Source organism: Corynebacterium mucifaciens (assembly GCF_012396315.1).
GTDB classification, from domain to species: domain Bacteria; phylum Actinomycetota; class Actinomycetes; order Mycobacteriales; family Mycobacteriaceae; genus Corynebacterium; species Corynebacterium mucifaciens.
In genome coordinates this window covers 200,696-213,325 of sequence record NZ_JAAXPF010000001.1, presented here as the reverse complement: position 1 = coordinate 213,325, position 12,630 = coordinate 200,696, and the positions used below count along the sequence as shown (strand labels likewise).

At 64.0% G+C, this 12,630-nt stretch carries 11 protein-coding genes; 10 read left to right on the top strand and 1 reads right to left on the bottom strand.

Annotated features, from left to right (window positions below; translation table 11 throughout):
- Positions 1 to 95 precede the first annotated feature (95 nt).
- The 5 genes from HF989_RS01065 to HF989_RS01045 are packed head-to-tail and all read left to right on the top strand — an operon-like array spanning position 96 to position 6,434.
- Complete coding sequence (locus tag HF989_RS01065) at positions 96 to 1,325, top strand: ABC transporter substrate-binding protein (protein ID WP_168683514.1); 1,230 nt, start codon at positions 96 to 98, stop codon at positions 1,323 to 1,325.
- Positions 1,326 to 1,328: 3 nt separating this feature from the next.
- A complete protein-coding gene (locus HF989_RS01060) occupies positions 1,329 to 2,414 on the top strand; it encodes a FecCD family ABC transporter permease (protein WP_168683513.1) in 1,086 nt (361 codons plus the stop codon).
- A gap of 3 nt (positions 2,415 to 2,417) precedes the next feature.
- A complete protein-coding gene (locus HF989_RS01055) occupies positions 2,418 to 3,170 on the top strand; it encodes an ABC transporter ATP-binding protein (protein ID WP_168683512.1) in 753 nt (250 codons plus the stop codon).
- Positions 3,171 to 3,199: 29 nt separating this feature from the next.
- A complete protein-coding gene (locus tag HF989_RS01050) occupies positions 3,200 to 5,401 on the top strand; it encodes an AAA family ATPase (RefSeq protein ID WP_168683511.1) in 2,202 nt (733 codons plus the stop codon).
- Positions 5,394 to 6,434, top strand: coding sequence for a 5-methylcytosine restriction system specificity protein McrC (locus HF989_RS01045; protein ID WP_168683510.1), 1,041 nt, complete (start codon positions 5,394 to 5,396; stop codon positions 6,432 to 6,434). The genes HF989_RS01050 and HF989_RS01045 overlap by 8 nt, the downstream gene beginning before the upstream one ends.
- Here the strand turns inward: HF989_RS01045 and HF989_RS01040 are convergent.
- The gene (locus tag HF989_RS01040) at positions 6,431 to 7,204 is read right to left on the bottom strand and encodes a MerR family transcriptional regulator (RefSeq protein WP_168683509.1); all 774 of its coding nucleotides are present in this window, start codon (positions 7,202 to 7,204) and stop codon (positions 6,431 to 6,433) included. The two genes, HF989_RS01045 and HF989_RS01040, sit on opposite strands and share 4 nt — an antisense overlap.
- Before the next feature lie 51 nt (positions 7,205 to 7,255).
- On the opposite strand from HF989_RS01040, the gene HF989_RS01035 reads away from it, so the two are divergent.
- From HF989_RS01035 to HF989_RS01015, 5 genes are all read left to right on the top strand, one after another.
- The gene (locus HF989_RS01035; RefSeq protein WP_168683508.1) at positions 7,256 to 7,750 is read left to right on the top strand and encodes a DUF1707 SHOCT-like domain-containing protein; all 495 of its coding nucleotides are present in this window, start codon (positions 7,256 to 7,258) and stop codon (positions 7,748 to 7,750) included.
- A gap of 121 nt (positions 7,751 to 7,871) precedes the next feature.
- Complete coding sequence (locus HF989_RS01030) at positions 7,872 to 8,411, top strand: hypothetical protein (protein ID WP_168683507.1); 540 nt, start codon at positions 7,872 to 7,874, stop codon at positions 8,409 to 8,411.
- Between the two features lie 109 nt (positions 8,412 to 8,520).
- The gene (locus tag HF989_RS01025; RefSeq protein ID WP_168683506.1) at positions 8,521 to 10,029 is read left to right on the top strand and encodes an HNH endonuclease signature motif containing protein; all 1,509 of its coding nucleotides are present in this window, start codon (positions 8,521 to 8,523) and stop codon (positions 10,027 to 10,029) included.
- Positions 10,030 to 10,054: 25 nt separating this feature from the next.
- Positions 10,055 to 10,594: a DUF488 domain-containing protein gene (locus HF989_RS01020; protein WP_168683505.1), complete on the top strand. Its 540-nt coding sequence runs from the start codon at positions 10,055 to 10,057 to the stop codon at positions 10,592 to 10,594.
- Positions 10,595 to 10,685: 91 nt separating this feature from the next.
- Positions 10,686 to 12,626, top strand: coding sequence for a bifunctional metallophosphatase/5'-nucleotidase (locus tag HF989_RS01015; protein WP_343033504.1), 1,941 nt, complete (start codon positions 10,686 to 10,688; stop codon positions 12,624 to 12,626).
- The last annotated feature ends 4 nt before the right edge of the window (positions 12,627 to 12,630 follow it).

The window sequence follows — 12,630 nt, the reverse complement described above, 5'->3', positions numbered from 1 at the left end:
GCAACCCCTTCTTGACTGCAGCTTAGGCTTACCTTACATTCCCAGTCGTTCCTATAACTTAGCTCAGGCTAACACGATGAATAAAGGGGAAAGTGGTGAAGCTTTCACACCGCATAGGCGTCTTCGGCGTCGCGGTTGCAACCGCGCTTGGACTGACCGCGTGCGCTGACAACGGCAGCGAAGCCGACACGACACACGCGGGCACCTCCGAAACGGCGTCCGCGCAGTCCGGGACCTCTCAGGCGCGGACCGCAGAAGGTGCAGTCACCGTAACCGACGCCGCTGGGCGCACGCTGCAGTTCAACGAGCTGCCGGAGCGCATCGTGCTGGCGGAGGGGCGCGCCGCCTACGCCACTGCCCTGCTGCAGGACGAGCCGCTGCACAACGTCGTGGCGTACGGCCAGGACTTGGAAAAGGCCGCAGGCGCGTTCCGCGACAAACTCTTCGAGCTGCAGCCCGAGGCCAAGGACATGCCCACCATCGGCATGATCCAAAAGGGTGACGTCACGGTGGAGAACCTGCTGGCGCAGAAGCCGGACGTGGTGATCATGACGCTGGACCAGAAGAAGGCGGTGGAGGAAAGCGGGTTCCTCTCCGATATGGACGCCGCAGGACTGAAGTACGCATTCATCGACTTCCGCCAGAAGCCGCTGGAAAACACCACCGTTTCCATGCAGCTCTTGGGCGACCTGCTGGGGCAAAGCGAGCGCGCCGAGAAGTACAACGAGTTCTACAACGCCAAGGTCAAGGAGATCACCGACCGGGTCGCCGAAACCGCCGACCGGCCCGGCGTGCTCATCTGGATGGCCGCCGGATTCAACGACTGCTGCGCCGTCGCGGGCGATTCCAACCTGGGCACGCTGGTCACCGCCGCCGGTGGGCACAACCTCGGCCCCGAGGTACTCGGTGCGGACAGCACGACCATCACGGCGGAAAAGCTCATCGAGCTCAACCCGGACAAGCTCATCGTCACCGGCGGCGAGTGGGCGCGCGACCCGAACCGCACGGACGCCATCCGCCACGTGGAGCTGGGGTACCAGTCCAGCCCAGAGCTGGCGTTACAGACCTGCGACGGCCCGCTCAGCCAAGCTGGCATGGATCAGCTCGACGCAACCAAGAACGGCAACTACTTCGCGGTCTACCACCAGTTCTACGACAACCCCTACAACGTGTTCGCGCTCGAAGCGTTTGCGAAGTGGATCCACCCGGAGCAGTTCGCAGACCTCAACCCCACCCAGGACTTCAAGGACTTTCACAAGGAATGGCTGCCCTTTGAGTACAGCGGCGCGTTCTTCATCGACCCGGCCAACCCGGAGGAAAACTAGACCATGACAACCAAGGTATCCGCGGAAGCTGGAGTGGCTGTGGATGCTCGCCAAGCCGCAATCGACAGCTACCGCCGGCGTGGGCGCAAGAAGGCGTTCGCGATCGTCGGGCTCACCGCCGCGGCTGCCGCAAGCTTTCTCATCGCGGTCATCGTCGGCCCGCTCGACATCTCGGTCGCCGATGTTGTGAACGCAGTGTTCCGCCCGGAGCAGGTGGACGAAGAGACCCGCGTGGTGATCCGGAATCTGCGCCTCCCGGCGGCCGTCATGGCGGTGCTGTGCGGCGCGGCCCTCGGCCTGGCCGGCGGGCAAATGCAGACCATTTTGGACAACCCGCTGGCCGAGCCATTCACGCTCGGGATCTCGGCCGCCGCCGCGTTCGGCGCGGCCGTGTCCATCGTCATGGGCTGGACGCTCATTGCCAACCCGCAATTCAACCTCGCGCTCATGGCCGCGCTGGCCGCGCTCATCGCGGTGGGCATCGTCGCCGGCGCGTCAGTGTGGCGTGGCGCCACCGCGGAATCGATGATCCTGCTCGGCATCGCGCTGTCCTTCTTCTTCCAGGCCCTGCTGTCGCTGCTGCAGTACGGCGCCAACGTGGAGGCCCTCCAGCAGATCGTCTTCTGGACCATGGGTTCCATGCAACGCGCGAACTGGACTGCCAACATCATCCTGGCCGTCGTGCTGGCGGCCGCGGTGCCGTTCTGCATCGCCAACGTCTGGCGGCTCACCGCGTTGCGCCTCGGCGACGACCGCGCGGCCGCCCTTGGCATCGACGTCAAGCGCCTGCGGCTGTCTACCCTGCTGGTCGCGTCGTTCCTCGCAGCCGCCTCTGTGGCGTTCACCGGCATTATCGGGTTCATCGGGCTCGTCGGCCCCCACATCGCGCGGATACTGGTCGGCGAGGACCAGAAGTTCTTCCTCCCCGCCGCCGCAGCCGCGGGAGCCATGCTGCTGAGCATGGCCTACGCGGTGTCCCTGTCCATCATCCCCGGTGTGGCGATCCCGATCGGCATCATCACCTCGCTGGTCGGCGTACCGTTCTTCGTCTTCCTCATCTTCACCCGGGCCCGCCGAAGGAGTGCGTAAACCATGGCAATTCGCGCCGAAAACCTCACCGTTTCCTACGGCCGGACCACCATTTTGCACTCGCTGTCGTTCGGCCCCCTCGAGCCAGGAAAAGTCGTCGGCCTCATCGGGCCGAACGCGGCCGGCAAGTCTACGTTGGTGAAAACCATCGCAGGGATCAAGGAACCCGCTGAGGGGTCGGTGACGCTCAGCGTCGATGGCGCGGAGCTCGTCGGCAAGCAGAAGGTGCAAGCCGTCGGCTACGTCCCCCAGGATCTGCTCAGCAGCGCGTCGCTGACAGCGTTTGAATCCATCATGGTGTCTGCCCGCCGCCGCGGGGACGCGACGTGGAATCCGCTAGACCGCAGTGCGGCCGTGATGGAGCGGCTGGGCATCGGGCACCTCGCGGACCGTCTCGTGTCCGACATGTCCGGCGGGCAGCGTCAGCTCGTCGCCATGGCGCAGATGCTCGTGCGCGAGCCCGACATCATGCTTCTCGACGAGCCCACTTCCGCCCTCGACCTGCGCCACCAAGTGGAACTGCTGCAGATCGTTTGCGAAGAGGTGCACGGCTCGAACCTGCTGGCCCTCGTAGCCATCCACGACTTGAATCTGGCCGCCCGCTACTGCGACGAGCTGCTCGTGGTCAAGGCTGGCCGCGTGGTCGCCCACGACACACCGCACGCGGTGCTGCAGCCCGACCTTCTGGAGGAGGTCTACGGCATCCGCGCACGCGTGCTCGACGACGGCGGCGTGCCGGTGGTGTGCCCGGTGTAACTGCGGGCGAGGGTGGCACAATTACACCCATGGATGACCGGATGGAAGACACTGTCGCTCAGTCACGTCCCGCTGAAGACCTCGAGATGGCCCAGCAAGTTCGGCCGATCATTGAGCAGATGCTTGGCGACGGCCATTCGGTCATCGAGCCAGCTGCGAAAATTTGGACCGTGCAGGCGACGGAGGAACTGCGCCACCGGATAGCAGACAACCCGCTGGAGGGCAGCGAAACCCAGTGGTCGAAGCTGGAGAAGCAGCTCGCAGGTGCGCCCCGGGAGGTGATCCTGCTCGCAGCCGAAATGGTGCTCCTGCGGGAACACCCCATTTACATGGCCAAGCCCGAGACGCGGCGCGGGCACCTCGAACAGGTGCTGGCCATCATGCCGGATCCCCCCACGATCCCGGGTGAGGTGCTCGGCTGGATGAGCACGCAAAGCTCCGCCGGGTTCAAGCCGGGCCAGGGCTACAACAGCGGACTCTGGCGCCACCTTGTGTGGCTCGCGCAGTTTGTGAAGCACTGGCGCACACTCCCCGAACAGGAGCGAGCAGCGGCGCGGCAGGATCCGTGGCTGCTGCAACGGGTCATGTTGGCATCCGGCGAGGACCGCGCTGACATCCGCAATGCTCTGCAATTCCTCATCCGCCCGGACGTCTTCGAGCCGATTTCGTCTGCGAAGATGAAGACGGCCATTGTGAAGGGCCTGGCGGATCATCTAGAAGGGGACGCCGGGCAAGAACCGGAGGACGTCGATAGACAGTTGCTGGCAGTCCGTCGCTCGTTGGCTCAGGAACGTGAGGAGCCGTTCCATTTCTGGATAGCCGGCGTGGCTGAGCTGTGGGGGTCCACCCCGACGCGCGCCGAGGGCGACTCGGAGCCGCGCGGGGTGCGCTACTGGATCTTTGCGCCTGGCCCTGGCGCTGAAGACTGGGACAACCAGCGCGAAGCAGGGGTCATGGCGTTAGGCTGGGACGAAATCGGCGACTACGCAGCGTACGCCTCCCGCCCCGAGATTCGCGAGGCGCTTGACGTTGACAAGACTGGAAAGTCTTTCAGCAACGACACCCTGGCAATTTGGCAGTTCCAACATGAGATCCAGCCTGGCGACATCGTGATAGCAAAACGAGGGCGGAGTGAGATTATCGGTCGTGGTGAGGTGATATCTGGACCCCGTTTTGAGGCTGAGCGCCCGTCATACCGAAACATGCGCTCGGTTAGGTGGACCCATGAAGGTAGTTGGGAGATTCCAGACAAGAAGACTGTAGTGAAAACCCTTACCGAGGTCACCCGCTACTCAAGGTACGTCGAGCTTGTCGAAGGACTCTTTGACAACGTCCCAGAGACCGAGTCCACCCCGCCGAACCCTACTGGTTACACAAAGGAAAACTTCCTGGCGGATGTCTACCTCTCCCCCGGGCGCTACGACCGGCTGCGATCGCTGCTGCTGCGCAAGAAGAATGTGATTTTGGCGGGCCCTCCTGGTGTGGGCAAGACGTACGCGGCAAAGCGCCTTGCGTATTCGATCATGGGTGAGAAGGACACGTCGCGGATCCAGGCGGTGCAGTTCCACCAGAGCTACTCCTACGAGGACTTCATCATGGGTTACCGCCCAAACGCTGATGGCGGGTTCGACCTGGTGGAGGGCCCCTTCTACTCGTTCTGCGAGCGAGCGCGCGAGGACGCGGAGCGCGACTATTTCTTCATCATCGACGAGATTAACCGCGGAAACATCTCCAAGATTTTCGGCGAGCTGCTCATGCTCATCGAGGCCGATAAACGCGGCGGCCAAGGCCTGCGGATGCTGTACAACAACGAGGTCTTTTCCGTGCCGGAAAACGTGCACATCATCGGCATGATGAACACTGCGGACCGCAGCCTCGCCGTGCTGGACTACGCATTACGCCGCCGCTTCGGCTTCTTTGAGATGGGCCCCGGCTTCACCACCGAGCAGTTCGGCCGGTTCATGGAGGGCGAGGACAGCCCGGCGTTGGAATCGCTCGTGCGCACGATTGTGGCGTTGAATCAGGACATCGCATCGGATCCCGGGCTCGGCCGCGGGTTTGAGGTTGGCCACAGTTACCTTTCCGCCGAAGAAGCGAGCCGGGAGGACGACCTGTGGTTGGTTTCCGTGGTCGAGGACGAGCTCGTGCCGCTGCTAGAGGAGTATTGGTTCGACCAGCCTGAGCGAGCGGAGCAGTGGTCCGCTGCCCTGCGTGGGGCGCTTAATGCCTAGCTCTTCGGTGCTAGTGGGCAACGTCTACGTGATGATGGCGTACGCCTTCCGCATGCTTTCGCCTATCGGCGGCGTTCCGCACGCCACCACCGAGTTTGACCACATCCACGACCTGTTGGCCGACATCGTCGCACGAGAAACAACGAAGCAGGTCAAGCGAGGCCTGGATCACGACTACCGCCAGGAAACACGGGAGCTGCCCACGGTGCGCGGCCGCGTTGACCTGCAGGCGTCGATACGCGAACGCTCCTTCGTCCGAGGCGGCTTAGTGTGCTGTTTCGACGAGTACGTGGCAGACACACCGATCAATCGGGCGGTACGCGCGACGGTACTCATGCTGGCACGTAGCGACCGAGTTGCGGAGCCTCGACGGGACGCGCTTGCCCGCCTGCTGCCGTTTTTCGACAATGTCAAGCCTGTGCCGCCGCGCGCCATCCGCTGGGCGGACCTGCGGCTCCACCGGGCAAACGCGTCCTATCGCTGGCTCCTTGGCGCGTGCGAATTGGCAGTGAAAGGTTTGCTCCCGGCAGACGGCACCGGCGACGCACTCCTGCCCTGGCTCAGCGACGACGCCATGAGCTCCCTGTTCGAGCGGTTTGTTAAGGAGTACTTCCGTTTCCACCACCCGGAGCTGCGCGCCCGCGCTGCGCTAGTGCCTTGGGACGTAGATGATCCAGGTGCGACCGGTGCCATTCATCTTCCGGCAATGCGCACCGACATTACCCTGCAGCGAGACAGCGGCATATTGATCATCGACACGAAGTACTACAGTGCATCCATGCAGGTCAGCCAATTTGGCACCCGTACGTTCCACTCGGGCAACCTGTATCAAATCAGCACCTACGTGCAGCACGCCGCCGCAACGCACGATGATGTTGCAGGGTTGTTGCTCTATGCACGGACGAGCGGCCCGGTGCAGCCGGAGCTAGACACCGTTTTAGCTGGCCACCGCATCGGCGCCACGACGTTGGACCTCACCAAACCGTGGCCATTGCTCCAGCAGGAGCTGGAAGGGCTATTGCTCCGTTTCTAGTCCCACCGCGGGTTGTCAACGTCTACGCCCTCAGCTGCAGCATGGGCTGTGACCAGCTCCAGTAGATATTCCTGGGCGCCGCTGTACGCCTCGTGGAAACGGGGGTCGCCGACGTACATGCGCGCGAGGATGAGCTGGCGCGCCGGGGTCACGTCGTACCACTGGGCGATGCTCGCGCGGTGGCGCTCCACCAATTCAGTGGCCTCCTTGGAGCCGGGTTCCACACCGGCGTCGCGGGCGTGAACCAGGTCTGCGGCGAACACCTCCTGCTCTTCCCGAAGGCGTTTGAAATCGCCTTCGCCCATCTGCGCGAGATTCTCCTGAGACTGCGCCCACTCCGGGGTCTCACCCCAGCGGTCCCCGGCTTCTCCTTGGTAGGCGGGCATCTCTTTGCCGAGGTATTTCTTCATCGCGTCCACGTCGATAGATCCTTTCGTTGCTTTGTCAATGAGGTGCTGGACAGATGCGAGTTGGGCGTCGAGCGTGCGCCGTCGAGAAGCGAGTGCTTTCTGGTGGTGCTTGAGGGCGCGGGTGAGGGTGGGACCGGAGGCGTCAAGAAGCTGCTCGATCTGCGCAAGGGGCACACCGACGCCCCGGTAGAGGGCGATGGCCGCGCCGCGCTCGAGGTCCGCCTCGCTGTAGACGCGGTGGCCGGCCCACGTGCGCGCGGGCGTGATGAGGCCGAGCGCCTCCCAGTGGCGCAGCGCCTTGCCGGAAACGCCGAGCGCATCCGCAGCTTCGCCGATCGTGTACTCGTTACCATCTGTCATGATTGCGATTGAACAGCTTGCCGCAGGGGCAAGCACAAGTTGGGAGCTGCGATGGACGAGATTCGCGTGGGCGATGCCGAGCGTTCGGACGCGCTGGACCGGCTGGGCACGCTGTTCGCGGACGGCTACCTGGACGTGGGAGAGTTCGAAGAACGCACAGGTCAGGCCGCGGTAGCGCGCACACGCGGGGAGCTTTCCGTGCTTTTCGACGACCTCCCGGCCGAACCGGCCGCATTGGAGAAGCGGGCACCGTCCGAGGTCGAGCTGGATGAGAAACTCGCGGCGAAGCGGAAGCTGGACACCGCGATCTACACCAGCATCATAGGCGGCTTGGCGGTCTTTTTCGTGCTGCAGTTTGGGCTCGATTTGGACTACGCCTGGGTGGTGTGGCCGGTGGTGGGCATGCTCACTGTCGCTTGGTACACCGTCTTTGACATCTCCGACGAGGAAGACGAGATTCTCGAGGAACTGTTAGAGAAGGAACGTTCCGATCGCGCCGAGCGGTTAAAACTCGCCGCAGAGCGACGCAAGGAGCTTGGGAAGTAGCCGGGAATTCCTGTGCGCTCCGATTAGAGTGGGGGCATGCGTTGTCGTCGTGCACTCGCGCGTTGTAGCTGGGCCTGTTGGGGTGGTTTCGGGGTGCGCCAGAGGTGGCACGCCCGAGACCGTGGTGGTCACGTCCACACAGTGGGTGGGCCCGGATTCGGGTGCAGTTGTGGAGCCTGCAGAGCCTGCGGAGGCTGATGGGGCCGCGGAGCCTGAGGCACCGGCTGATGAATCTGCAGCCCCCACAGATACTGCGGAAGACGCGCCGGTAGTCGTCGACTCGAACGGTGATCTGCTCGTCACCGGCAACGTGGAGGTGTGGTCGACCGAACAGGCCCGGAAGGGCCGCCCTGCTCCGGCCAACGAAGACACGGACAACGTGTATTACGTGCTGGTCTTCGACTCCCCTGTCAACATCACGGCAATTAAGGCGAGAAGTCAGGTTGCCCAAGAAAGCCCCTTCGCCCGCCTCGGGTCCGTGCAGCACTGGGATTTCGGGACTTCAGATCACATCAACGGCTGGGACGAATACGTAGGAAAGCGAGTGCGGCTGCGGGTTCCGCCTAACCATTTCTCGTACTCGTCCGACATGAGCCTGCCCTTCGGCAGCCAGCTCATGCTCAACGACAACGCCGAAGTGAGCATTGAAGTGCTAAATTAATCCCCCTTTTCGAACTGCTGTTCTATTTTCGAATAGCCGTGTCGGGCGCGTTGTTAGATTGAGTTCATCACTTTCGCCGTAATAGCGACTCGGACAGAGGGGAGGGCTCATGACCAGCACGATCACTCAGTGTGTCAACGAGATTTCATCTGCGCTTCGCACGCTCAGCCAGCTGTTCGAAGACCCCTCCTCCCTCGTATTCGAGGACGTCCGGCACGACATGGAGCGCTTCGAGGAGCAATTTAAGAAGAAGGCGTCTATCGACGCAGCATTCGCCTTCATCGCCGACAGGGACGATGCCGGGCGCGTCGTCGGAGCCAATTACCCGAACGCGTACCTGCAGCAGTGCCTCGACCTTTCCAAGGGCGAGGCCTACAACCGGCTCGAACGCGGCCGGCTACTCTACGGCGCGCCGCCAGAGCCTACCCCTCCCCCGGCAAACGAGGCAGAGGATCTTTTCGACGCGGCCTCGGACGATGCCGCCTCCGCCGCCGAGGAGGACCGCGCGCGCCAGGAGGATGCCCGGAAGAACTCGTCGCGTGTGAGTGCTGAGAAGCAGGACATCATCCGGCGCGAGCTGGACAAACTGCTCAAGGCCGCGTCGAGCGAACGAGCCCGCATCCACGCCGAGGCCATGGAAGAAGCCCTGCACCGCAGCCCGGAGGACCTGCGTCTGTTTGTGCGCAAGGCTGTCGACGCCGCGAATCGCAAGCACGCTCCCCACTCCAACCCGAACGCCGGGTTTGAGAAGCGGAGTGTGACCTTTGGCCGTCGTAAAGCGGATGGCACCGTAGACATCCACATCAATGCCACCGCCGGCCACGCGGCGCTGATGAAGGCGCACATGGACAAAGGGCTGGCGCCGAATTCGAACCTTCCGGAAGAGTTGCAGGGCGAGGTGGATCCGCGCACCCCGCAGCAGCGCCGATTCGACCAGTTCTTCGCCATCTTCGAGCAGTACGAGCAGGAATGCCAGAAGGCTAATGGCGGCGCGGCCTCCGTGGTATTGGCACTGACTCTCGACGATCTCGCGGACGGCGACGCCGCCATGCTCTACGACACCAACACCGGGATCGAGGTGGACTGCTTCGACCTGGTTCGCCTGGGTATGGACGGCACCACCGATTTCCTGCTCCAGGTCGACGGCGTCACCTCGGTGCCGCTGTGGATGGGGCGTACGAGCAGGCTAGCGTCGGTCGCGCAGCGCATCGCGATGTTCGCAGTCCAGGGCGTGTGCTCCTGGCTCGGGTGCACCGCGGCGATGTCGGAATGCGAGGCCCACCACATCCTCGCGTGGATCAAAGGTGGCAGCACCGACATCGAAAACCTCACCGGCCTGTGTCGCGAGCACCACAGGTGCAACAACGACCACAGAGACGGCTCCTTTAACAAGGGGTACATGGATTTCGACCCGCAAACTGGCAGAGCAGGCTTCCGCAGGCGCCCGAGCGAGCCGCTGAAATTCAATCAGTCGGTGCCGGCAAGACACTCGGCGGTGAGCAGGATTTTCGCGGCCAAGGGGAGGTGCGAGTGCGCGAACCACACCGGGCGCGACCCCGCTTTCTACCCGCCTGGCCACCCACCCATGAAAGATGCGTTCGTGCCCATGCGAGTGTGAGAGCGAGACGCGTAGCGTCGTGGTCATGCGCATTTACACCGTGGGTCACTCCAACCTGGACTTCGAAGACTTCACCGCAATGGTCACCGCCGCCGGGGTGGAGTCGATCGTGGACGTGCGCAAGCTGCCCGGTTCGAGGAAGTACCCGTGGTTCAACGACGACCACCTCGCCGCGCACCTGCCCGACTACGGCATCGCGTACAGCCGGAGCGAGGGCCTCACAGGGCGGCGCACGGTATCGCACACCGTGCCATTCGAGGTCAACGGGAACTGGCGCAACCGCAGCTTCCACAACTACGCAGACCACGCGCTCGGCGACGAGTTCGCGGAAGCGCTTGCTGAGCTGCGCAACCACGCGGCTACAACCCCTACCGCCATCATGTGCTCGGAGGCGGTCTGGTGGCGGTGCCACCGGCGGATCATCGCCGACCACCTGCTCGCCCACGGGGACGAGGTTGGTCACATTATGGGGATGGGGGCCGAAGGGGCGTCGATAAGCGAGGCGACCCTCAACGAGGGCGCCGTGGTCGGCGACGACGGCCTCGTGCGCTACCCCGCCGCCTGACGCACCCAAAATTCATCTGCGGGCAACCTCGAAGAAATACAGCCTTCCTACAGTCTTCGTCGTTCACCCAGTCCTCACGAAAGGCCCTCCCGTGTCTTCCCGCGTCCCCACCCAGTTGATCTCAGTTGCCACCGCCGCAGCGCTTGCCGCCACCCTCGCCCCGGCGGCGATGGCCGACACCACCTCCGAGTTCACCATCTCCAACATCACCGACTTCCACGGGTACTGGGAGCAGACGAAGAACGCACCCGGCGCCGCCCACCTCAAGTGCGCGGTGGATAGAGCAGCCGAGGGCAAGACCCACATTTTCACCTCCGCCGGCGACAACATCGGGGCCTCCCCCTTCGCATCGAAGCTGCTTGACGACGTCCCCACCCTGGAGATCCTCAACCTGATGAACCTGCAGGTCTCGGCGCTGGGCAATCACGAACTCGATGACGGCGCCGACGAATTTTCCACCCGCGTCACCGCCACGGCGAAGTTCGACTACCTGGCCGCCAACGCCAAGACCGTGGAAAACACGAAGGACTACGTGGTCAAGAACCTCGACGGCGCAAAGGTAGCCTTCATCGGCACCGTCACCGACGACATGCCAAACCTGGTCAACCCGAAATCCATCGCGGGCATCACGTGGAACGACCCGGTGGCAACCACCAATGAGCTTGCAACGCGGTTGAAGAACGACGGCGAGGCCGACGTGGTGGTCGCGCTCGTGCACGAAGGCGGCATCAAGACCGACCAGTTCTCGGACGCCGTCGACGTCGCGTTCCTGGGCCACTCCCACCAGGTAATCGCGCCAACGGGCGCCACACCGCTGCTCATGCAGGCGGGATACTACGGCAACAACCTGGCCAACGTGGATCTGAGCTTCGACCGCGCGAGTAAGACGCTGACCGTGAAGAAGGCAGAGCTCCTCGACGCCGACGCGATCCGCGCCTGCGAGACGCCGCAGCCCGAAATCAACAAAGTGATCGAGGACGCGCTGGCGAAGGCCGGCTCCGAGGGCAAGAAGGTTGTCGGCCGCGCCGCCGCGCACATGTATAAAGCGGGCGACAGGGAGTCCCAGCTGAACAACTACATCGCAGAGGCCACCCGCCAGGGCGTGTCCAACAACTCCTCGGTCACCGCAGACATCGGTGTGATGAACGCCGGCGGGGTCCGCGCCGAAATCGAGGCAGGCGACGTGACATACGAGCAGGCCTTTTCGGTGCAGCCGTTCGGCGGCGAGAACACCTACGTCGAGTTGAAGGGCTCCGACGTCGTAGCCGCGCTGGAGGAGCAGTGGCGCGACGACCCGGACCGCCCCATGTTCCCGCTGGGCATCTCCGACAACGTCTCCTACACCTACGACCCGGCCGCGCCGGTCGGGTCGAAGATCACCTCCGTGACCATCGACGGCGCCCCGATCGACCCGGAGAAGACCTACGTGGTCGCCGGCTCGACCTTCCTGCTCGCCGGCGGCGACAACTTCAAGGCCTTCACCCGCGGCACCGCACCGGCGAGCCTGGGGTACGTGGACCTCAACGCGCTCGTGGAGGCGCTCGACGCCGGCCAGAAGCAGCGCACCAGCCAGTCCAACGTCGGCGTCCACCTTCCCGCCCCGCTCACGGCCGGCGAGGAAGCGACCATCGAACTCAGCTCCCTCCTCTACGGCCAGGGTGAAAGCGCCACGAACGTCACCGCAACGCTTGGCAGCGCCACCGCCGACGCCACGATCTCCCCCGATACCGCGGGCATGACCGCCAACGAGTACGGCACCGCGACCGTAAAGCTCACCGTGCCAGCCGACCTGTCCGGCACCCAGCAGCTGCGCATTACCACCGACGCTGGCACCGACGTGACCGTCCCGGTCGATGTCGCTCCCGCGCCTGCGCCGGAAACCGCCACCCCTTCGTTCGTTGCGGACCTCGTGGGCAAACTCGGCTGGATCCTCCCGCTGGGGTTGGCCGCCCTCGTCGGCATGGCGAGCCTCATCGCCCTGCTCTTCCCGTTCGAGGTGGACAGGGTGCTGGGCCCCATCGCGACGCGCTGACCAG

Bases quoted from the DNA above. Each gene is read 5' to 3' on its own strand.
- HF989_RS01060 (WP_168683513.1), top strand. From the start codon at position 1,329: ATGACAACCAAGGTATCCGCGGAAGCTGGAGTGGCTGTGGATGCTCGC.
- HF989_RS01055 (WP_168683512.1), top strand. From the start codon at position 2,418: ATGGCAATTCGCGCCGAAAACCTCACCGTTTCCTACGGCCGGACCACC.
- HF989_RS01050 (WP_168683511.1), top strand. From the start codon at position 3,200: ATGGATGACCGGATGGAAGACACTGTCGCTCAGTCACGTCCCGCTGAA.
- HF989_RS01045 (WP_168683510.1), top strand. From the start codon at position 5,394: ATGCCTAGCTCTTCGGTGCTAGTGGGCAACGTCTACGTGATGATGGCG.
- HF989_RS01040 (WP_168683509.1), bottom strand. From the start codon at position 7,204: ATGACAGATGGTAACGAGTACACGATCGGCGAAGCTGCGGATGCGCTC.
- HF989_RS01035 (WP_168683508.1), top strand. From the start codon at position 7,256: ATGGACGAGATTCGCGTGGGCGATGCCGAGCGTTCGGACGCGCTGGAC.
- HF989_RS01025 (WP_168683506.1), top strand. From the start codon at position 8,521: ATGACCAGCACGATCACTCAGTGTGTCAACGAGATTTCATCTGCGCTT.
- HF989_RS01020 (WP_168683505.1), top strand. From the start codon at position 10,055: ATGCGCATTTACACCGTGGGTCACTCCAACCTGGACTTCGAAGACTTC.